Here is a 21,470-nt window from a genome sequence, read left to right as displayed (position 1 = left end):
GGAGGACCGACATGAAGATGAAGTCTCTCGCCATCGGCGCCGCCGTGCTGGCGACCCTGGGCCTCGCGGCCTGCCAAAGCCCGACACCTCCCACATCAGCTGGCCCAGCCGGCGCCTGCCGCCCCGACGCCGCCCAGGCGCTCGTCGGCAAGGCCGCCGTCAGCGACGCCGAAGCCCGGCGGCTCACAGGCGCCACCCTCGTGCGGCAGATCCAGCCCGGCCAGGCCGTCACCATGGACTACCGCCAGGAACGGGTCACGATCGAGACCGACACCAAGACGGGCAAGATCGTTCGCGCCGCCTGCGGCTGAGGCTCCACAGGCCAGGGTTCGGCCGCGCCGCTCAGTCCCACGCGGGCGCCAGGCCCTCCGGGTCCACCTCGCGCCCATTGCGCTCCAGCGCCACAATGCGCGCCATGTCATCGTCGTCCAGCCGCAGTTGCTGCGCCAGCAGGTTGCTGGCCAGGTGTTCGCGCTTCGTGGACGAGGGAATCACCGCGTAGCCCAGCCGCAGCGCCCAGGCCAGCGCCACCTGGGCGGGCGTGGCGCCGTGCTTCGCGGCGATGGCCGTGAGCACCGGGTCCTTGAGGACCTTGCCGTAGGCCAGGGTCATGTACGAGGTGGGCGTGATGCCCTGCGAATGCAGGAAGGTGGCCAGCGCGCGGTTCTGCAGGTAGGGGCTCAGCTCGATCTGGTTGGTGGCGATGGCATCCGCACCGAGCACCTCGATCGACAGCTGTGTCAGCGCAATGTTGAAGTTGGAGACGCCGATCTGGCGCGTGAGGCCTTGCGCCTTTGCATCCGCCAGCGCCGCGAGCGTCTCCTCCAGCGGCACGCCACTGCCCGGCGCCGGCCAGTGGATCAGCGTCAAATCCACCTGATCGGTGCGCAGCTTGCGCAGGCTCTCACGCAGGCTGGGCACGAGCTTGTCCTTCGCGGCGTGGTCCACCCAGACTTTGGTGGTGATGAAGACCTGCTCGCGCGGCACGCCGCTGTCGGCGATGGCCTGGCCGACCTCGGCCTCGTTGCCGTGGATCTGCGCGGTGTCGATGGCGCGGTAGCCGAGTTCGAGCGCGGTCCGCACGGAATCGATGACGGTCTGGCCCTTGAGACGGAAGGTGCCAAGGCCGAAGGCGGGGATGTTCATGGCGGTGTCCTTGTGAAAAGAAAGATTCATGCGCAGGCCGCTTGCGCCTGGGGCAAACGGCGGTCCAGCCGGCCACTCAGCACCGTCAGGCCATAGCCCGCGAAGGTCACGACCGCCGCGACCCAGGGCGTGTGCCCCAGCCCCAGGTGCGCGATCACCTGGCCGCCGGCCCAGGCACCGCCGGCGATGCCCAGGTTGAAGGCCGCGATGTTGAAGCCGGAGGCGACGTCCACCGCCTCGGGCGCGAAACGCCGGGCCTGCTGCACAACGTACACCTGAAGCCCCGGCACGTTGCCAAAGGCCACAGCGCCCCAGGCCAGCACCGTCAACACCACCAGCCAGGGGTGAGGCGCCGTGAAGTTGAGCACCAGCAGCACGGTGGCCAGCAGCAGGAAGATGGTCTTGAGCGCGCTCACCGGCCCTGCGCGGTCGGCCAGGCGGCCGCCCCACACGTTGCCGACGGCCACCGACGCGCCGTAGAGCAGCAGCAGCGCGCCCACCATGGACGGGCTGAAGCCCGCGATGTCCTGCAGGATGGGTGCGAGGAAGGTGAAGGCGATCATCGAACCGCCGTAGCCCACGGCCGTCATGGCGTAGACCAGCAGCAGGCGCGGCTGCAGCAGCACGCGGGCCTGGCGCCGCAGCGGCGCGGGCGGCGCCTGCTCGATGCCGCGCGGCACGAAGGCCAGCGAACCGATCAGCGCCACCAGGCCGAACAACGAGACCACGAGGAAGGTGGCGTTCCAGCCGAAGCGCTGGCCGATGAAGGTGCCCAGCGGCACGCCGGTGACGAAGGCCACCGTGAGGCCGCTGAACATGGTGGCGATGGCGCTGGCCGCCTTCTCGCGCGGCACCAGGTTGGTGGCGATGATTGACGCCACCGAGAAGAACACCCCGTGCGTGAGCCCCGTGAGCACCCGCGCCAGCACCAGTGTCCCGTAGCCCGGCGCTTGCCAGGCCATCAGGTTGCCCAGGGTGAACAGCGCCATCAGGCCCACCAGCAAAGCCTTGCGCGGCACGCGGCCGGTGAGCGCGGTGAGCACCGGCGCGCCCACCGCCACGCCCAGGGCGTAGAGGCTAACCAGCAGGCCGGCCGATGGCACGCTCACGCCGAGGTCGGCGGCGATGGTCGGTATCAGGCCGACGATGACGAATTCGGTGGTTCCGATGGCGAAGGCGCTGATGGTCAGCGCCAGCAAGGCAAGGGGCATGGAAGGCTCCGCGAGTGGGTGAGGAATGGCGCGCAGTCTCTCCTCTTTGCGTTTGCACATAAAGCCGTCTATAAGCCAAAGAATCTTGATCTGGAATCAACAATGAAAACCACCCTCGACGAGATGCAGGCCTTCACCCGCGTGGTGGACACGGGCTCGATCACCGCCGCTGCCGATCAACTGGGCCAGACCGTCTCGGGCGTGAGCCGCGCGCTCGGCCGCCTGGAGCGCAAGCTGGCCGCCACCTTGCTGCGGCGGACCACGCGACGCCTGGAGCTCACCGAAGAAGGCGAGGCCTTCCTGCAGCACGCGCGCGCCATCCTCGCCTCCGTGGACGAGGCCGAGGAGCAGATGGCTGCACGCCTGGAACAGCCCTCGGGCCGCCTGCGCGTGGACGCCTCCACGCCCTTCATGCTGCACGTCATCGCGCCCCTGGTGGACGACTTCCGGCAGCGCCACCCGCAGGTGACGCTGGAGCTGCACAGCAACGAGGGCTTCATCGACCTGATCGAGAAACGCACCGACCTGGCCTTTCGCATTGGCGCGCTGAAGGATTCCACGCTGCGCGCGCGGCCCCTGGGCACCAGCCGGCTGCGCGTGCTGGCCAGCCCGGGCTACCTGCAGCGGCAGGGCACGCCGACCAAGGTGGCGCAACTCGCGCGGCACTCACTGCTGGGCTTCACCCAACCCGAGTCGCTCAACGACTGGCCGCTGCGCGACGGGGACGGCAACACCCTGCACATCCGCCCCACCATCGCCTCGTCCAGCGGCGAGACCCTGCGCCACCTCGCGCTCGCCGACGCCGGCATCGTCTGCCTGTCCGACTTCATGACGCGCGAGGACCGCCAGGCCGGCCGGCTGGTGCAATTGTTTGCGCGCCAGACGCTGGACGTGCGCCAGCCGGTCAACGCCGTGTACTACCGCAACACGGCCCTGGCCTCGCGCATCTCCTGCTTCATCGCCCACGTGGTCGAGCGGCTGGGCCCGCGCGCCTTCGACGACTGAACGCCATCAGGCAGCCGACGAAGCATGAGCCAGACGGCCATCGGTATGCCCACGGGATGACCGGTACCAGCAGCGCGTAGCCCTGACGCGGATCAAGCCGCGATCGGCACCATGGCCGTGTCGAGAAGGCACATAGCACACCTTGGACCCCCGATACCCCAATGACCATCAAGGGGGAGCCCTACGGCCAAATGGCTGGGCCCGTGCATGCCAGTCATAGGCTGTCCGGCGAATGGCGTGTGTCCACCGCTTCGCATGCAATGGCCTGTGCTACTCGTTTCTCAAGGGACCCTCGACATGGATACGTTCAAGCGGCGCCTGGCTGTCGCGCTGATGGGAACGCTCGCCGGCCTTCTCTTCGCCTGTGGAGGTGGCGGGGGAGGCACCACCTCGGCCTCTTCTTCCCCGCCAGCCCCTTCGGCCGCCACACTGAGCCTGGTGCTTCAGGGCACCAAGACCTTCCACTTCAGCTGGGCGCCCACTAGCGTCGCCACAGGTTACGTGCTGCTCGAAGACGCCGATGGCAGCTCCGACTACACGCCCGTGGCCAGGCTGCCCGCCGAGGCGAGCGCCTATGACCACGAGGTGTTCCTTCCCGCGCGCGTGAACGCGCGCTACGTTCTTCAGGCCTGCAACGTCGGCGCGTGCGCCGACTCCGCTGCCGTCAGCGTCTCGGGCACGCTCGCAGGGGCCGTCGGTTATGTGAAGGCATCCGCCCAGGAACTGGACGGCGGCTTCGGCGTCAGCGTGGCGCTCTCGGGCGATGGCCGCACGATGGCGGTGGGCATGCCGCTCGATGACAGCAACGCCAGGGGCATCGGCACAGGTGGCGATGCGGCCAACAACGGTGCCGAGAACAGCGGAGCGGTGTACTTGTTCGCGCGCACCAGCGACGGCTGGTCGCAACAGGCCTATGTGAAAGCCTCCAACACCGGTGCGCACGACCATTTCGGCGAGCAAGTGGACCTGTCGGCCGACGGCAATGTGCTGGCCGTGGGCGCCCGCAATGAAGACAGTGGCACCACAGGCGTCAACTCCCAGGGCCAAAGCAACGACGGCGCCGCGCAAAGCGGGGCGGTCTACCTGTTCAGGCGCCATGGCGCTGCCTGGAACCAGGAGGCGTATGTGAAAGCGCTCAACACCGAGGCGGGTGACCAGTTCGGCGGCAGCCTGGCCCTGGCGGCCGACGGCAAAACCCTGGCCGTTGGCGCCCCCTTCGAAGACGGCGCCGGCCGCGGCCTGGGTGGCGACGAGGCCAGCAACGGCGCGGCAGAAAGTGGTGCCGTGTACGTGTTCATGCACAACGGCATTGCCTGGATGCAACAGGCATACATCAAGTCATCCAACGCCGACGCTGGCGACCACTTCGGCGCCGATGTCGCCTTGTCGGCCGACGGCAAGTTGCTGGCGGCGAGCGCCGTCGGCGAAAGTGGTTTCGCCGGCAACGTCAGCCCCAGCAACCCCGCCGACAATGCCGCCCCCGCTGCGGGCGCGGTCTACGTGTTCAGGCGCAGTGGCGCCATCTGGACCGAGGAGGCCTACCTCAAGGCACCCAACGGCGAGGCCCATGACGCCTTCGGCACCCGCATCGCCTTGTCGGGCGACGGCACCACACTGGCCATCGGGGCCGATGGCGAAGACGCCTTCGCCCAGGGCGTCAATGGCGATGGCTTCAACAACGCCGCCCTGGACAGCGGCGCCGTCTATGTCCTCACGAACACAGGCGCCGGCTGGGCGCATCAGGCCTACCTCAAATCGTCCAACGCCGAGGCCGGCGATCGCTTCGGTACGGGCCTTGCCCTCTCGTTCGATGGCAACGCGCTCGCCGTGGGCACCTCCACCGAGAGCAGCCTTGCCCCGGGCCTCAACGGCAACCAGAGCGACAACAGCGCCTCGGCCAGCGGCGCCGCATATGTGTTCGTTCGCCGTGGGGGCACGTGGTCGCAGCAGGCCTACGTGAAGGCGCCCAACCCAGGGGCCAATGACCAGTTCGGCGCCAGCGTGGCGCTGGGTGGCGATGCGGGCCAGGCGCTGACCTTGGCGGTGGGCGCCGGGGGTGAAGAAAGCCAGGCCACCGGCATCAATGGCGATCAGACCGACAACAGCCTGCGCAGTGGCGCGGTGTACCTCTACTGACCGACGGCGCGCACGCACCCGGCAGGTGCCTTCTCCTTTTCTCTCAACAGGATCGTTGACATGAACTTCTTCAGGAAATGTTCAGCTCTCGCGGTAATCGGCATGACCGCCTGCGTTCTCGCCGCCTGCGGCGGGGGCGGTAATGGCGTTCTCGACGGTGGGGGTCTCGGTGACGGCAGCGGCGGCAGCAGCGGCGGCGGTAGTGGCGGTGGCGGTGCTGCCACGCCATCGGCCCCCACGCTAACCCTGATGCCGCAGAGCACCAAGGTCCTTCATTTCAGTTGGGCATCGGTGAGCGGCGCGACACACTACGTGCTGCTCGAAGACCCGGATGGCGCATCCGGCTTCAAGCCCGCGACAGACGACGACCTGCCCGCCGCCGCCAGCACCTACGACCACGTGATCTTCCTGCCGGCGCGCGTGAACGCGCGCTACGTGCTGCAGGCCTGCAACGCCGCAGGCTGCGCCGACTCCGCTGCCGTCAGCGTCCCCAGCCAGCTCACGGCAGCCATCGGCTACGTGAAGGCGTCCGCCCAGGAGCTGGACGGCGACTTCGGCAGCAGCGTGGCGCTGTCGGCCGACGGCCTGACGATGGCGGTGGGAATGCCCGCGGAGGACAGCGACGCCACGGGTGTGGGCACAGGAGGCGACTCGGGCAACGAACTCGCCAACGCCAGCGGAGCGGTCTATGTGTTCGCGCGCAGCGGCGACATCTGGCTGCAACAGGCCTATGTCAAGGCTTCCAACACCGGCGCGGGCGACCAATTCGGCAAGGAGGTCGCCCTGTCCGGCGACGGCCATGTGCTCGCCGTGTCCGCTATCGGAGAAAGCGGCAACGGAACAGGCACCACCGGAGACCCCGGCAACGACGGCGCCCCCGGCAGCGGGGCTGTGTACGTGTTCCGGCGCGGCGCCAGCGCCTGGACCCAAGAGGCGTACGTGAAGGCGTCCAACACGGGAGCGAATGATGGCTTTGGCAGAAGCCTCGCGCTGTCGGCCGATGGCACCACCCTTGCCGTGGGCGCCAACGCGGAAGACAGCAGCGCCACAGGCATCAACGGCGACCAGGCCGACAACAGCGCCGTGGACAGCGGTGCCGTCTATGTCTTCGCGCTCTTTGGCAACGTCTGGGCGCAACAGGGTTATCTGAAAGCCTCCAATGCCTCCGCGGGCGACCGCTTTGGCTCAAGCCTCGCGCTGTCGGCCGATGGCGGCACCCTTGCGGTGGGCGCCCATCAGGAAGACAGCAACGCCACGGGTATCAACGGCGACCAGTCAAACAACAGTGCCACGGACAGCGGTGCCACCTATGTCTTCACGCGCAGCAACGGCAACTGGAGTCAGCAGGCCTATCTGAAGGGCTCCAACACCGAAACGGGCGATGCTTTTGGCGCGTCCGTCGCCCTCTCCGCCGATGGCAATACCCTGGTGGCGTCGGCCCCTTTTGAAGACAGCAATGCCACAGGCATCGACGGCGACCAGTCAAACAATGCGGCGGGCGTCAGCGGAGCGGTGTATGTGTTCACGCGCAGCGGCGGCGGCTGGGCACTGCAAGCGTATGTGAAGGCCTCCAACACCCAGGCGCTCGATCGCTTCGGCTACAAGATCGCCCTCTCGCCCGAAGGCAATACCCTGGCGGTGAGCGCCATCTGGGAAGACAGCAGCGCCACGGGCCTCAACGGCAACCAGGCCGACGACAGCGCCGTGAACAGTGGCGCCCTCTACCTGTTCGTTCGCCGCGGCGACCAATGGACCCAGCAGGCCTACGTGAAAGCCCCCAATGCTGACGCGGGCGACCAATTCGGCGGCGGCAATGGGACGGGCCTCGGAAGCGTTTTGACGGGAGGCTTGGCGCTCGGCGGCCAGGACAGCGCACCGACCCTGGCCGTGGGCGTGCCCAACGAAGCGAGCAGCGCCACCGGCATCAACGGCAACCAGGCCGACAACAGCCTGCGCAGCGGCGCGGTGTACCTCTACTGAACGCCCGGCAGCGTGTTCGCGCCCCACAGCGCGAACACCCCCAGCGCCGCGAAGATCAGCGCGGCCACCGCGTGCACCGCCTTGATCGGCACGCGCCGCGTGATCGCGTCGCCGAAGAACACCACCGGCGCGTTCGCGATCATCATGCCCAGCGTGGTGCCAATCACCACCGCGAACAGCGGCTCGTACTGCGCACCCAGCGCGATGGTCGCGATCTGCGTCTTGTCGCCCATCTCGGCCAGGAAAAAGGCCCAGGTGGTGGCAACGAACACGCCCAGTCCGCGCGAGGCCTTCACCTCGTCGGCGTCGAGCTTGTCGGGGATCAGCATCCACACCGCCATGGCGATGAAAGACAGGCCCAGCACCCAGCGCATCACCACCGGGCCCACGGCCGCCATGATCCAGGCGCCGGCCGCGCCCGCGAGCGCGTGGTTGAGCAAGGTGGCGACGAGAATGCCCGCGATGATGGGCCAGGGCTTCCTGAACCGCGCGGCGAGCACCAGCGAGAGCAATTGCGTCTTGTCGCCCATTTCGGCAAGCGCGACGATGCCGGTGGACAGGAGGAAGGCTTCCAAGGAAAACTCCAACGGCCGGCGTAAAAAACCAAAGACCGCAGCGCCTCCCCGGCGCGTGCGGAGGCGGTGCGGTCAAAGGTCTTGCCAGGCTGGAAGGCTGTTCGCGCCATGGCCGGCTGGCCAAGTGTGTTGACGCGAACCCCGGCGCGTGGCGCGCCGGGCGGCTACTCCCCAATGACGGGTGCGGGCGGCAGTATACCCGCCACCCGTATCAGACCAAGGTCACCCCGGTCTTGGACTGGATGAACTCGCGCGTGACGCCGGGCGCCAGTTCCACGAGCTTCAAGCCCTGCGGGGTCACGTCCATCACACCCAGGTCGGTGATCACGCGGTCCACCACGCCCACGCCGGTCAGGGGCAGCGTGCACTTGGGCAGGATCTTCAGGTCTTCGGTGCCGTCCTTCTTCTTCGCCACGTGCTCCATCAGCACGATGACGCGCGGCACACCGGCCACGAGGTCCATGGCGCCGCCCATGCCCTTGACCATCTTGCCGGGGATCATCCAGTTGGCGAGGTCGCCCTGCTCGCTCACCTGCATGGCGCCCAGGATGGACAGGTTGATCTTGCCGCCGCGGATCATGGCGAAGCTGTCGTGGCTGCCGAAGATGGACGAGCCCTTGATGGTGGTCACCGTCTGCTTGCCGGCGTTGATGAGGTCGGCGTCGACCTCATCCTCCGTCGGGAAGGGGCCGATGCCCAGCATGCCGTTCTCGCTTTGCAGCCACACCTCTTTGGTGCCGGTGTGGTTGGCCACCAGGGTGGGAATGCCGATGCCGAGGTTGACGTAGAAGCCGTCCTCGAGCTCTTGGGCCGCGCGCGCGGCCATCTGGTCTTGGGTCCAGGGCATGGTCAGGCCTTTTCGGTGATGGTTCGTTTCTCGATGCGCTTCTCCGGGCTCGCGTTGTGCACGATGCGGTGCACGTAGATGCCCGGCAGGTGGATCTGGTCGGGGTGGATGTCGCCGGTCTCGACGATCTCCTCCACCTCCACGATGCAGACCTTGCCCGCCATGGCCACGGCCGGGTTGAAGTTGCGCGCGGTGTAGCGGAACTGCAGATTGCCGCTCTTGTCGGCGCGGTGCGCCTTCACCAGCGACACGGCGGGCACCAGCGAGCGCTCCATCACGTAGGTCTCGCCATCGAACTCGCGCAACTCTTTGCCCTCGGCCACCAGGGTGCCCACGCCGGTCTTGGTGAAGAAGGCCGGAATGCCCGCGCCACCGGCGCGCAGCTTCTCGGCCAGCGTGCCCTGGGGCGTGAACTCCAGCTCCAGTTCACCAGCCAGGTACTGGCGCTCGAACTCCTTGTTCTCGCCCACGTAGCTGCTGATCATCTTCTTGATCTGGCGCGTGTCGAGCAGCTTGCCCAGGCCGAAGCCGTCCACGCCCGCGTTGTTGGAGATGACGGTGAGGTTCTTGACGCCGCTGTCGCGCAGGGCGTCGATGAGGGCTTCGGGGATGCCGCACAGGCCGAAACCGCCCACGGCCATGAGCTGGCCATCGGCGACCACGCCCTGGAGCGCGGCGGCCGCGCTGGGGTAGATCTTGTTCACGGGGATTGCCTCCGGAAGGTCTTGCTTGCTGGGGATGCGGGAAACCGCAACGATACTACGTAGCGGCTTACGTAGTATTTCGTAAAGGGCAACCACGATGGACATCGACTACCGGCTGGCGTTCGACCTGGCGCCCGTGGGACTGGCGCTCTCGCGCGAGCGCTACATGGTGGACTGCAACCAGGCCCTGTGCGAGATGTTCGGCGCCACGCGCGAGCAGTTGGTGGGCCAGAGCTTCCAGATCCTCTACCCCAGCGCCGACGAGTACGAGCGCCTTGGGGCGCGCATGGCGCCGCTGTTGGGGCGCAGCGGCACGTATGCGGACAACCGCATCATGAAGCGCGTGGGCGGGCGGCAGGCGGGCGAGACCTTCTGGTGCCACGTGACGGGCCGCGCGGTGGACCGCGCCGCGCCGCACGCGGCCGGCATCTGGAGCTTCGAGGACCTGAGTTCGCACCGGCCGGTGCGGGCCTCGCTCACGGCGCGCGAGCGGGAGGTGGCGGCGCTGATCATGGACGGGCTCACGAGCAAGCAGATCGGCAAGCTGCTGGCGATCAGCCACCGGACGGTGGAGGTGCATCGGGCGCGCTTGATGCGGAAGTACCAGGCGCACAGCACCCCCGATCTCGTTCATCGCTTGATGGCGGGGTGAGTTGGCTCGCCAAGCAGGCACCAGGCCACGAAACTCACCGCCCCGCCGGCACCCTCCCCACCAGCTTCTCGATCGCCATCCCCAAAGCCACCAGCCTCCGATCGCTCCCCGCCGGCCCATCCAGCTCCAACCCCACCGGCAAGCGCGACGAAGCCCCCAGACCAACCGGCACCTGGACACCAGGAAGCCCCGCGTTGCTCCCCGGGTCGGTGTTCTGGATGAACAGGCCGAAGGTCTCCACACTGCTGCTCTGTGGCCCCGCGTCGGCCGCCACGCGCGGCACCGTGGGGAAGACCAGCGCGTCGATGCGGTGCTGAGCGAAGGTGTCGGCGTACAGCTTGACCAGCGCCGGCCGGTGCGTTGCCATGGCGGCGCGGTACACCGGCTCGGTGTCGGTCAGCCCCGTGGGCGCGGGCAGCTTGCGCGGCACCACCAGGGCCTCATACGTGCCCTTCACGTCCGGGCTGGCAATGCCCGCCACCAGTTGCTGCAGCGTCACCCCCGTGCCGCGCTCGCGCAGGTACTTCACCATGTCGTCGTGCGCCTCATACATCGCCACGGGGAAGCCCACCATGCCGTTCAGTTGCATCAGCGTGGGCATCGGCACGTCCACCACCGTCACGCCTGCGCTGCGCAGGCGCGCCAGCGCGGCGTCGAAGGCCGCCTTGGTGTCCGCGTCCAGGTTGGCCAGGAACTCGGGCGCCAGGCCGAGCCGCACACCGCGCAACTCGGCCGCGCCCACCGCCGGCCCGCCCGCGATCACGCGGTCCATCAGCTCCACGTCGTTCATCGACACCGCCATCGGCCCCGCCGTGTCGCGCGTGTGTGAGATCGGCGCGATGCCCGTCTGCGCATAACGCCCCATGGTGGGACGCAGCGAGGCACAGCCATTGAGCGCGCACGGCAAACGCACCGAGCCGCCGGTGTCAGTGCCCAGGCCTGCCGGCGCCATGCGGCTGCCAATGGCCACCGCCGTGCCCGACGAGGAGCCACCCGCCATCTTCGACGGGTCGTAGGCGTTGCGCACGCCCGGCTGAGGGCCGGTGTTGTACGCCGGGTTGAAACCCGAGATGCCGAAGGCCAGTTCGTGCATGTTGGTCTTGCCCAGCACCACGGCGCCGGCCTCGCGCAGCTTCGCCAGCACGGGCGCGTCGGCCTTGGGCACGAAGTTCTTCAAGGCCGGCGTGCCCGCCGTGGTCGGCAGGCCGGCGGCCTCGATGTTGTCCTTCACCACGATGGGCACACCCTGCAACGGCAGGCAAGGCGCGCCGCTCGCCCGGCGCGCATCGGCCGCGCGCGCCGCCGCCAGGGCGCCGGCCTCGTCGAGCGTGACGAAGGCGTTGAGCGCCGTGCGCGCCTTCGCGCGCTCCAGGTAGGCGCGGGTCAGGGTTTCGCTGCTCACTCGGCCATTGCACACCGCGGCGGCGGCTTCGGTGGCGGTGAGCGTGGTGAGGTCTGGCACGGGGCCTCCGGTGCTGGCACAGCCGGCGAGCGCGGCGGCCAGGGGCAGTGAGGACAAGAGCGGAAAGCGGCGCATGGCAAAGGCTCCGGAAATGGACGACATGGCCGCCGACTGTGCGCCCGCGCGGCCCCGCCGTCTGTCCTGAGGATTGATGACACACCCTCGCCCGGCATGGCACTTGCACCGCCCCCCACCGGGGCTTGCGCCTGCACCCGTGGCCGCCCCCTCACTTGCCCCGATTGACCCGCCCTGCCCCACGCGCTACGTTCGCGCCACGCCACCGCCCATCACCATGCACCTGTCGCCCGCCGAACAAGGCCAGCTCGCCGCCTGCTTCGCCCTGCTCGCGCAGGACCTGAACGAGCGCGACATCCGCGCGCGCCTGGGCGAGCAGTTGCTGCGCCTGTTCCGCGCCGACCACTTCGCTTCCTACGTGTGGGACGAAGCCTCGGGCCGCTTCGAGCACGGCCTGGCCATCAACATGGACCCGGCCAACCTGGGCCGCTACGAGGCCTGGTACCAGTTCCGCGACCCCATCACCTTCCACCTGCAGCAGCGCCGCCAGGCCACGCTGGTGAGCGAGGTGATGCCGCGCGCCGAGCTGCTGCGCTGCGAGTTCTTCAACGACTTCCTCGCGCGCGACGGCCTGCACTGGGGCATCAACCTGCACGCCTTCGACGGAGCCCGCGCCCTGGGCGACCTGCGCATCTGGCGTGGCCGCCAGGGCCGCGAGTTCGGCGCGCACGAGCGCGAGCTGCTGCAGTTCATTGAGCCCGCCTTCTCCGCCGCGCTGCGCCGCGCGCGCCACGCACGCCGGCCGGACCCCGTGGTGAGCGAGGCCGCGCTGGCCCTGCTGAGCCCGCGCGAGACCGCTGTGGCGCGCTGCGTGGGCCAGGGCCTCACCGACAAGGAGATCGCGCGCGAGCTGGGCATTGGCCTGCCCAGCGTGCGCACCTACCTGCAGCGCGTGTTCGAGAAGCTGGGCGTGCACCGGCGCGCGGCGCTGGCGCGGGTGGTCGACCGGCTGTGAGGCCGGGGGGCTCACGGCCGGCCTGCGCCAGCCGCTGGTGCATCACGGCTGGAACTGCTGTGCCAGGGCATCCGCCTGCGCAGTGGACAGCCCCATCTTCGCGGCGCGCTCTCGCGCCTTCTCCGCTCCGTCGGACAGCAGCTTGGTATAGGCCTCCTCCACCTTCTCGGGCTTCACGTCCTTGCCCAGGGCCTTCAGGATCTCCGCCTTCTGCGCCGCATCCGGCTGCAGGGCGGCCACGCTGTCGTCCAGGTAGGCGTTGAAGCGCTTCGTGACCTCGGTCGAGGGCAGGTTCGCGGGCAGTTCGATGCCCAGGTCGCCCAGGGCTTCGCGCTGCTGCGCCACGGTGAGCACGCCCAACTCCTTGCCCGTCATCTCCAACCGAAGCGCCTTGAGCAGACCGTCGCGCGCTTCCTCGCGCAGCGAGTCCACGGCGGCCGTGACGGCGGCCGCGTCCTGCACCGCGGGCTCACGCAGCAGTTGCATTGCCAGCGGTTGTTCGCCGGCCTGGAACTGGCGCGCCAGGGCCAGCAGGTCCACGGTGGTGGCGGCCTCGGCCTCTTCTTCTTCCACCGGCGCCGCCCTGCGGTCCACGTCCATGCCGAAGGAGGTCACCACCTCTTTCCAGCGGCGCGCCTTCGTCAGGTGGGGTTTGAGGCGCGCGCTGAGCGCGTACGGGTTCTTCACGCGATCGCCCTGCTTCTCGGCCTTGGCCGCCGCCGCGTCGGCTGCGGCCTTCTCGGCGGGCGACAACAGCGCGGCCATGTCCTTCTTCGCGGTGTCGTGCTCCGCCTGCGCCGTCTTCTGCTCGGCCAGGAAGGTCTTCTCGCTCTCGGCCTTCTTCTGCTCCTTCTGCTTCGCGGTGAGCGTGGCATCGGCGTCGATGTCGGCGTCGCGCTTGGTGCGCTCGGCCTGGGCCTTGCGCTCGGCCTCGGTCGCCGCGAAGTCCTTCTCCTGCGCCAGCACGCGCTTGTCGGCCTTGTCCTTTGCGTCGGTCAGGCGCTGGTCAATGGCTTGCACGCGCTCGGTGTAGTCCGCGGGCCGCGGGTTGAGCTTGTTCAGATCGGCCAGCTCCTGGTCGTGTGTGCGCTCGGCCTCGGCCTTGGCGCGCTCGGCATCGGCTTTCACCCGCTTGGCGTCGGCCTCGCGCTGGAACGTCGCCAGGTCGGTGTCGGCCTTGAGCTGGCTATCGCGCTTGGCCGTCTCCATGTCGGCCTTGGCCTGCGCCTTGTCCTTGTCGGCCTGTTCCTGCAGCGTGGCTTTCTCGGCGTCGGTCTTGCCCACGCTGTCCTGCGCGAGCTTGTCCTGGATGTCGCGCGTCTTCTTCAGGTAGTCGCGGTCCGCCTGGTCGTCGGCGGTCTGGCGCTGTGCCGCCACGTTGTCCTTGTCCTGCTGGAGCTTGGCGTCGGCGTCGGCCCGGGCCTTGCGCTGGTCGTGGTCGGCCTTGGCCACGGCCTGGGCGGCCTGCCTGTCCTCGCCGGCCTTCGCTTCCATGGCCTTCTTCGCGTCGTCGCGAGCGGTCTCGCGCTGTTTGAAGCGGTCGTCGATGGCCTTGCGCTGCGCCGTCTTCTCGGCGTCCGTCGCGCTCGGATCGATGGCGTCGATGGCGGCCTGTTTCTCGATGTCGTCGCGCGCCTTCTGTTTGGCCTCGACCGCGGCGGCATGGTCCTTCGCGGCCTGCTCGCGCGCCTCGGCCTGCTGGTCGGCCACCTGCTTGAGCTTGTCGGCCTTCTGTGTGCCGCTCAGGCTGTCGTCGCGTTGGATGGCCTGCTGTTCGCGGGCGGCGTCACGGTCGGCCTTTTCCTTCGCGGTGCGCTCATCGGCGTCGAGTTGGGCGATGGCTTTCTTGTGCGCCGCGTCCTCGGCCGCCTTGGCGATGTCGATCGCCTTGCGGTCCTCCAAGGCCTTCTTCTGATCGTTCTTCGCGTCGACGACGCCCTGATCCTCCTCGCGGTCCTTCTTCGCCTTCGCTTCGTCCGTGTCGCGCTTGGCCTCGGCCTTGGCCACGTCCTGGTCGGCGGTCTTCTTCGCGTCCGCCTTGCCTTGTTCGGCCGTCTTCAACGCGTCGGCCTTGGCCTTGTCGGCCACCTTCTGGGCGTCGGCCTTGCTCTTGTCGGCCACTTTCTGGGCGTCGGCCTTGGCCTTGTCCGCCACCTTCTGGGCATCGGCCTTGCTCTTGTCGGCGGCCTTGGCGGAGCCGGCCTTCGCCGCGTCGAGCTGGGTCTGCGCCTTCGCCACGCGCTGGTCGTGCTCGGCCTTGATGGCGTCGCGGCGCTTGTCGGCGTTCTTGCGCGTGGCGTTGCGGTCGGCCTGCGCGGTGTTGTTCGTCAGCTTGGTGGCGGTGTTGGTGTCCTTGCGGTCCTGCACGCGCTGGGCCAGGTCGCTGTCGGCCTTGGCCTTGGTGGCGGCGTCGCTGCCCACGTTGGCCAGCTTCGTCTTCGCCGAATCGGCCGCGTTGGAGATCGCCGTCGTGGCGTTGCCCACCTTGTTCTTCAGGGTGTTGGCGGCGTCGCTGTCGCGCACCTTCTGCACCGTGTCGCTCACTTCCTTGCGGGTCTTCTTGCCGGGCACGATGACACCCACGCTCACGCCCACGTTGGACTTGGTGGATTGGTCCACGTCCTGGCGCTGCTCGATGCCGACGCTGGCGCCGTTCAGGTTGGTCTCGCCGGCCTTGATGACACTGCCCACGTTCTCGATGTTGGCGCCGGCGATCTGGATGCCGCCCGCAGCCTTGATGTCGGCCTTGCCACCGATGTTGAGCGTGGCGTTCTGGTTCTTCACCTGGTTGGTGTCTTCGTAGGCGCCTTCCATCTTGAAGCTGCCCTGGCCGCTGCCTTGCTTGGCGTTGCCCTTGGCACCCACCTCCACCGCGGTGTTGTCCACGGTCTTGGTGTAGGTGCTCACGGCCGACTCGATCACCAGCGAGCCTTTGCCGGTGTCGATGCTGGCGTTCTCCGTCACGTCGACCTGCGTGCCCTCCAGGCGCGCACCGTTGCCGGCGTTGATGGTGAGGTTCTTCGCCGACAGCGAGCCACCGGTACGGGTGGTGCCTTGCTCGTTCTCGTCCGTGCGCGAGCCGGCCACCTTGGCGCCGCCACCGGTGGCGCCGGCCTCCAGGTCCACCTGGCCCGACTGGCCTTGCGCGGTGCGGCTGTAGGTGCTCTCCACCGCCTTGAAGTCGAGCTTGCCTTCGGTCTGGATGGTGGCGCTGTCGGCCGCCGCCACGTTCGTGCCTTCCAGGGTGATGTCGCCCTTGGACTTGAGCACGATGTTGCCCGCGCTCAGTGAGCCGGCCTTGCCCGTGGAACTCGACTCGCGCGTGGACAGCTCGCCGCCGCCACCGCCCACGCTGCCTTCCTTGCCCGTGACGTTGGCCGAGAAGCTGGCGTTGGCGTTCATCTCGTCGCTGCTGGCGCTGCTGGTGTCGCGCGCGGCAAGGAAGTCGATCTTGCCCTCCTTGGCCTCGATGCTCGCGGTGCCGCCGGCCTCGAGGTTCGTGCCCACCAGGGTCACGTCGTCCTTGGCGGTGATGTTCATGTCCTTGCCGGCCTTGAAGCTGGCGGCCTGCTGCGTGGTGCTGCTGGACGACTCGGTCTTCTCGCTGCCCGAGCCGGAGCCCGAGAAGGTGCCGTCGGCCGAGACACCGATGGTCACGCTGGCATCCGTCGTGCTCTTGCTCGATTGGCTGGCGCTGTCGGCGGTGAGGATCTTCACGCTGCCCTTGTCGGCGCTCACGTCGATGGAGCCACCCGCCTCCACGTTGGTGCCGTGGAAGGTGGCATCGCCCTCGCGCGCCTTGAAGCTGGTGTTGCCGCCGCTGGTGAAACCGGAGGCCACCGCGTCGTTGCCGCTGGCGCTGGTCTTGGTCTTGCTCACCGACACGCTCAGCTCGGCCTTCACCGAGCCGGCGTCCGGCACGTCCAGGCCGTTGAGGCCTTCGCTCGCGGCGGCCATGTCGAAACCGGCCTTGTTGGTCTTGTCGTCGACGAAGGCACCCACCACGCCGCCCAGCCCGGTCTCGGCCTTCACGCCGATGCCCACGCTCACCGAGAGCGACTCGCCGGTTTCGGTGTAGGTGTTCTGCGCGGCCAGGCTGGTGATGCTGTCGGCCTCCACTTTGATGTCGCCACCGGCGGCCACCTGCGTGCCCTGCTCGGTGAAGTCGCCACCCGCGTTGATGTCGATGTTGCCGCCCGCGCTCAGGCCGGACACCTGGGCCGTGGTCTGCGTGGCCGAGCCGCTGGACTCGTCGTACTGCGCGCCGATGCCTGCCTCGGCGCCATCGATGGAGGCCGAGGTGCTTACGTTGAGCGAGAAGCTCTCACTGGTCTGGTTGACGGTCGTCTTGTCCTCGGCGGCCAGGATGTTGATGTTGCCGCCGGCCGCCAGGTTCAGGTCGCCACCGGTGGCGATGTTCGAACCGGTGATGTTGACGTCGCCCTTGATTGCGTCGCCGCCCGCATTGAGGTTGCCGCCCACCGCGATGCCCGAGCGCAGGTGCGTGGTGGAGTCGATGTCGACCGTTTCCTTGGACGAGCTGTACAGCGTGGCGCTGGCCGTGGCCTTGCTCTCGGTGATGTTCTTGCCGGCCTCGGCCTTGGCCTCGCCGCCAAAGAAGCTGCTGGTCTTGGTGGTCTGGGAAACGGTGGTCTTCTCTTCGAAGGTCGTGACGTTGAGGTCGCCGCCGATCTTCTCCACGTTCAGGTCGCCGCCGACGGCGATCTGCGAGCCCTTGATGTTGGTGTCGTTGCCCGACGAGATGGCCAGGTTGCCGCCGAAGTTGAGTGAGCTGGCCGCGCCCGTGGTGCGCTTCACCTCGGTGTCCTGCTCGTAGTTGCTGTTCCAGCTGCGCGTGGCGGTGGTGGTCGTGGTGTCGGTCTGTTCGGCCAGGGCGGTGACATTGATGTCGCGGCCCGCGTCGAGGCGGCCGTTGCCCGCCACGTCCACGGAACTCGCCTCGACGTTGATGTCGCGCGCGGCCGTGGCGTCGAGGTTGCCGCCCACGGTCAGGCCGGAGCCCACTTGGCGCGTGGAGTTGGTGTTGGTGATCGTCGTGGTGCTGTGGCCGTCCGCGCCGGAGCTGCTGTACTCGCTGGTGAAGGTCTTGCGCTCGATGGCGGTCAGGGTGATGTCGTTGCCGGCCTTCAGCGTGGCGTCGCCACCGGCGGTGATGTCGCCGCCGCGCGAGACGATGTCCTGCTTCGCGTCCAGGGTCAGCTTGCCCGTGGACTGGATGCTGGCCGTGTTGCCGAGGTAGGTGACCTCGCCCGCGTCGCCGAAGGCCACGTCGCGCTTCAGGGTCTCGTTGACGATGGAGCCCTCGGTCGAGGTCAGCGTCACGTTGCCCCCGCTGATGGTGCCGCTCTGGTTGAGGATGTCGCCGGTGGCCTCGATGCTCAGGCCATTGGCCGCCACCAGCGTGCCCTGGCTGTTGGTGAAGGTGGTGCCGGCCTTGAGGTCGATGTTGTTGCTCGCGACGAAGGCGCCGCTGTTGCTGATCGCGCCCTCGGTCTTGACGTTGATGTTGCTGGCAACGAAGCGCGCGCCCTCGGCCAGCTTGGCTTTGGTCGCGTCCGACAGGTAGAGCTGGGGCACCAGCGCCTTCTTGCCGTTGACCTCGGTCTCCACCATCCAGACGATGTCTTTCTGCAGGTTGGCGATCTGCTCTTTGGTGAGCGCCACGCCCACGCGCAGCTGCAGGTCGTCCTTGGCGGCGACGGCGTTCTCCATCAGCAGCTTGAACTGCTCGTTCTCGCCGGCCATGCCGTCGGCAATGAAGAGTTGCCCCGCCTCGGCCAGCAATTGCTGGCGCAGCAGTTGCTGTTCGAAGTACGGGTCACCCACGCGCAGGTAATCGGTTGGGTCCAGGCCCAGGCTCTTCAAGAACAGGTCCGAACCGTAGAGGCCTTCCAGGCTCATGAGGCGCGGATCCGTCTCGAACAGGAAAGGCGAGGCCGGGTCGCTGCTGGGCACGAAGAAGGGGCTGCCCGTGAGCGAGCCGATGCCGCTGCCTGGTGCGCCGCCGGGGTTGCCCGAGGTCTGGCCCGTGCCCGCCGGCGCCACGAAACCGCCACCGGTGCGCTCGCCGTTGTCGCCGCTGTTGTGGTTGCCCACGCGCGCGAGGTTGATGTTGATGGTGCCGCGCGCCTGAACCGTGGAGGCCATGCCCACCGTGTAGGTGCTGAGCGTGCCGGGCGAGATGTCGGCGAAGCGCTTCTTCTTGTGAAGGCCATCCTCCATGAAGCAGCGGTTGAACACGCCGTCGGTGTAGCACTCGCCGGCCGGGTTGCTGCTGGTGCCGCCGTTCTCGTAGCGGTACATCAGGGTGTTGCGGTCGTGGCGCAGTTCGATCGCGCGGTTCTCGAAGCTGCCGGTGCCCTGGATGTCGATGTTGTTGCCGGCCGAGATCAGGCTGATGTAGTTGAGCGCCTCGCTCTCGATCCACGCGTTGAAGTTGTTGCCCGCGATGATGCGGCTGCGCGGCGAGGTGTCGGGATTGACGAGGTACTGCGAGCGCGTGTCGTACCAGACGGCGCAGATCTTGCCCGTCACGTCCTTGTCGAAGTGGTCGTCGTACGTGCCGCAGTTGGAGAAGGCCTCGATCGAGGGCGTGGCGGGGTTGTCGTCGTGGTCGAACCAGCCGTAGTGGCGCGTCCAGTTGCCGTCGGCCACCGTGGGGGCTGCGGCGTCGGTGGTGTTGTAGAGCCTGCTGGCGTTGATGGTGATGTTGCCGACGCGCGCTTCGATGTCCGAGTCGATGTTGCTGACGGTGATGTCCTGCGGGGCCGCCGTCACGGCGGCCTGGTTGATGCCGCCGATCAGCACGTCGCCGTTGTTGGCGAACACGTAGCCCTTGCGGCCGGCCGACTTGCGGTTGACGAATTCGCGCGACACCTCCACGTCCACACCATTGCCGCCAAACAGCAGGCCGCCGTTGTTCTGCACCGACTGCGTGCCCACCGCGCCGCTGCGGGAGTCGATGTCCAGCTTGCCGTCGCGCGACACGATCTTGGCGACGTGCGCGGCCGATGACTGGTTGCTCAGGGTGTTGTTGCCCGTGATGTTCAGGTTGCCGATGGCGTAGATCTCGGCCAGGGCGTTGGCGGCGTCGTTGCTGATGCTCGCCACGTTGAGTGTCATGGCCGCGCCGGACTCGACCACGCTGCGGTTCGTCAGATTCGTCGCGGTGATGTTCAGGCCGGTCGCGCCGAAGAGCTTGCCGGTGTTGGTCACCGTGGTGCCACTGCCGTTGATGGTGAGGCCCGCGTCGCTGGCCACCAGGCCGGCGTTGGTGAGCGCGGCGGTGGTGATGCCCACGGCGCCCTTGCCGCGCAGGCCCTTGGTGCCGTTGGCGTGGCTGGCCGCGTCCACGTCCACCGAGGCGGCGCTCACGTTCAGGGTGTTGCCGCTGAACAGACTGGAATTGTTGATGTCGAGCGCGCCGCCCACGGTGACGCTGGTGCTGCCTGCGGTGGGATCGACCCCGTCGGCCTCGCCCATGAGCGTGGCGTTGTTCAGCGTGAGGCTGGAGCCGTTGACCGCGAGGCCGCGGTTGGCCTGCACGGTACCGCCGGTGACGGTGATCGCGCCGGAGCCGGTGAGGTTCAGGTTCTGCCCCGCTTCGCGCTGGCCGCCGATGCTCTCAAGCGTGCGCCCGCTGATGGCGAGGTCGGTTCCCGCGACGGTCTTGCCGCCGTCAAGGCGCACGTCGCCGCCCTGCACATTCACCTGGCCGCCCGCGCTCACCTGTGCATTGAGCAGTTCGATCTCGTTGCCGGCGACCGAGGCCACCTGCGTCGAGCGGATGTTGAGGTTGCGCTGCGCGCCGACCACGTTGTCCTTCAACGTGATCTGGCCGTTCACGTCCAGGTCGATGTCGCTCACCGACGCGGCCACGTTGCCCAGCAGACGCACGCCCACGCCGGCTTCGGTACCGATGAGCGAGATGCGGCCCGCGTACATGCCGCCCAGCGCGGAGGAATCGAGCGAGAAGACCGGCACGTCGCCCGCGGCGCGGGCGGTGGTGGCCAGGGTGGCGTAGTCCACGTCGTTGCTGCCCAGGCGGAATGACAGATCCCTGGCGTTGACCTGACCGTTGAGCACGGCCGAGCGCGTGATGATGTCGAAGAAATCCGCGCCAGTGGCGTTCAGGCCGCCAGGGCCCACGAGCACGTCGCCGCCGCTGACGCCGAAGCCGGTGAGCGCGCCGTTGTTGAACTGCGGCGCGCCCGTGGTGAGCGTGGCGCGCGGGAAGTTGATGAAGCCACAGCCGTCGCAGGTGATGCCGTTGGGGTTGGCGAGGATATAGGCCGCGCGCCCGCCGAGCAGTTCCTGCGCGCCCTGCAGAAGGGAGCGGTTGCCGCTGGTGACCTCATTCAGGATGAGCCGCGCCTGGCCACCGGCCAGGTTGGGGTTCGCCACCACCGCGCCGCCGATCTGCGAAACGGCATTGACGGCCGAGTTGTTGATGACCAGGCCCGGCGTGCCGACGTTGAAGCTGCTGAACTGGTTGTGCGACAGGCCGCTGGCGTTGGGCGCGGCGATGTTCTGCACCGGCGTGCCGTTGAGCGACTGCGCCATGGTGGACTGCTTGCCCGCGGCGGCGGTGGGGTCCACCACCTGCTGCTGCGCGTGCGTGACCTGAACCACCGGGATCATGCCCAGCGCGGCACCCGTGAACGCTGCCTTCAGCGTGGCTTTCATCGCGATGGTCTTCATG

Annotated in this window: 13 protein-coding genes and 1 riboswitch; of the genes, 6 read left to right on the top strand and 7 right to left on the bottom strand. The window is 68.3% G+C overall.

Annotation, left to right across the window (positions count from 1 at the left end; genetic code table 11):
* The first annotated feature begins 11 nt into the window (after nucleotides 1–11).
* A complete protein-coding gene (locus tag BN948_RS10775) occupies nucleotides 12–311 on the top strand; it encodes an I78 family peptidase inhibitor (RefSeq protein WP_009518926.1) in 300 nt (99 codons plus the stop codon).
* Nucleotides 312–342: 31 nt separating this feature from the next.
* Here the strand turns inward: BN948_RS10775 and dkgB are convergent, their stop codons facing one another.
* Together dkgB and BN948_RS10765 are read right to left on the bottom strand one after the other, a co-directional pair.
* A complete protein-coding gene (gene dkgB, locus BN948_RS10770; RefSeq protein ID WP_009518925.1) occupies nucleotides 343–1,146 on the bottom strand; it encodes a 2,5-didehydrogluconate reductase DkgB in 804 nt (267 codons plus the stop codon).
* 26 nt (nucleotides 1,147–1,172) lie between these two features.
* Entirely contained in the window at nucleotides 1,173–2,357 is a 1,185-nt protein-coding gene (locus tag BN948_RS10765) for an MFS transporter (RefSeq protein WP_009518924.1), read from the bottom strand.
* A gap of 102 nt (nucleotides 2,358–2,459) precedes the next feature.
* On the opposite strand from BN948_RS10765, the gene BN948_RS10760 reads away from it, so the two are divergent.
* From BN948_RS10760 to BN948_RS10745, 3 genes are all read left to right on the top strand, one after another.
* Nucleotides 2,460–3,362 carry a LysR family transcriptional regulator gene (locus BN948_RS10760; RefSeq protein ID WP_009518923.1) on the top strand — a complete coding sequence of 301 codons (903 nt, stop codon included), beginning with the start codon at nucleotides 2,460–2,462 and terminating at the stop codon, nucleotides 3,360–3,362.
* A gap of 297 nt (nucleotides 3,363–3,659) precedes the next feature.
* Nucleotides 3,660–5,498, top strand: a complete 1,839-nt coding sequence (locus BN948_RS10755; RefSeq protein ID WP_009518922.1) for an FG-GAP repeat protein — start codon at nucleotides 3,660–3,662, stop codon at nucleotides 5,496–5,498.
* A gap of 102 nt (nucleotides 5,499–5,600) precedes the next feature.
* Nucleotides 5,601–7,478: an FG-GAP repeat protein gene (locus tag BN948_RS10745; protein WP_238327232.1), complete on the top strand. Its 1,878-nt coding sequence runs from the start codon at nucleotides 5,601–5,603 to the stop codon at nucleotides 7,476–7,478.
* Here the strand turns inward: BN948_RS10745 and BN948_RS10740 are convergent.
* The 3 genes from BN948_RS10740 to BN948_RS10730 form a co-directional block, all read right to left on the bottom strand.
* Complete coding sequence (locus BN948_RS10740) at nucleotides 7,472–8,053, bottom strand: TMEM165/GDT1 family protein (protein WP_009518920.1); 582 nt, start codon at nucleotides 8,051–8,053, stop codon at nucleotides 7,472–7,474. The two genes, BN948_RS10745 and BN948_RS10740, sit on opposite strands and share 7 nt — an antisense overlap.
* A gap of 2 nt (nucleotides 8,054–8,055) precedes the next feature.
* Nucleotides 8,056–8,238: riboswitch (yybP-ykoY riboswitch) on the bottom strand.
* Between the two features lie 26 nt (nucleotides 8,239–8,264).
* Nucleotides 8,265–8,900, bottom strand: coding sequence for a 3-oxoacid CoA-transferase subunit B (locus BN948_RS10735; protein ID WP_009518919.1), 636 nt, complete (start codon nucleotides 8,898–8,900; stop codon nucleotides 8,265–8,267).
* Between the two features lie 2 nt (nucleotides 8,901–8,902).
* Nucleotides 8,903–9,604 carry a CoA transferase subunit A gene (locus tag BN948_RS10730; RefSeq protein ID WP_009518918.1) on the bottom strand — a complete coding sequence of 234 codons (702 nt, stop codon included), beginning with the start codon at nucleotides 9,602–9,604 and terminating at the stop codon, nucleotides 8,903–8,905.
* Between the two features lie 97 nt (nucleotides 9,605–9,701).
* On the opposite strand from BN948_RS10730, the gene BN948_RS10725 reads away from it, so the two are divergent.
* Nucleotides 9,702–10,256 (top strand): PAS and helix-turn-helix domain-containing protein, encoded by a 555-nt coding sequence (locus tag BN948_RS10725; RefSeq protein ID WP_009518917.1) that lies wholly within the window; start codon nucleotides 9,702–9,704, stop codon nucleotides 10,254–10,256.
* A gap of 34 nt (nucleotides 10,257–10,290) precedes the next feature.
* Here BN948_RS10725 and iaaH read toward each other — a convergent pair whose 3' ends face one another.
* The gene (iaaH, locus tag BN948_RS10720; RefSeq protein ID WP_009518916.1) at nucleotides 10,291–11,793 is read right to left on the bottom strand and encodes an indoleacetamide hydrolase; all 1,503 of its coding nucleotides are present in this window, start codon (nucleotides 11,791–11,793) and stop codon (nucleotides 10,291–10,293) included.
* 139 nt (nucleotides 11,794–11,932) lie between these two features.
* Here iaaH and BN948_RS10715 point away from each other — a divergent pair, with 139 nt between their 5' ends.
* The gene (locus BN948_RS10715) at nucleotides 11,933–12,748 is read left to right on the top strand and encodes a helix-turn-helix transcriptional regulator (protein ID WP_236953923.1); all 816 of its coding nucleotides are present in this window, start codon (nucleotides 11,933–11,935) and stop codon (nucleotides 12,746–12,748) included.
* A gap of 42 nt (nucleotides 12,749–12,790) precedes the next feature.
* Here BN948_RS10715 and BN948_RS10710 read toward each other — a convergent pair whose 3' ends face one another.
* Nucleotides 12,791–21,469, bottom strand: a complete 8,679-nt coding sequence (locus tag BN948_RS10710; protein ID WP_035621623.1) for a hemagglutinin repeat-containing protein — start codon at nucleotides 21,467–21,469, stop codon at nucleotides 12,791–12,793.
* Nucleotide 21,470 lies beyond the last annotated feature (1 nt).

This window comes from Hydrogenophaga intermedia, from assembly GCF_000723405.1.
Taxonomy (GTDB): Bacteria; Pseudomonadota; Gammaproteobacteria; order Burkholderiales; family Burkholderiaceae_C; genus Hydrogenophaga; species Hydrogenophaga intermedia.
The sequence above is the reverse complement of the archived record's forward strand: the minus strand, read 5'-3'. Positions and strand labels throughout refer to the sequence as shown.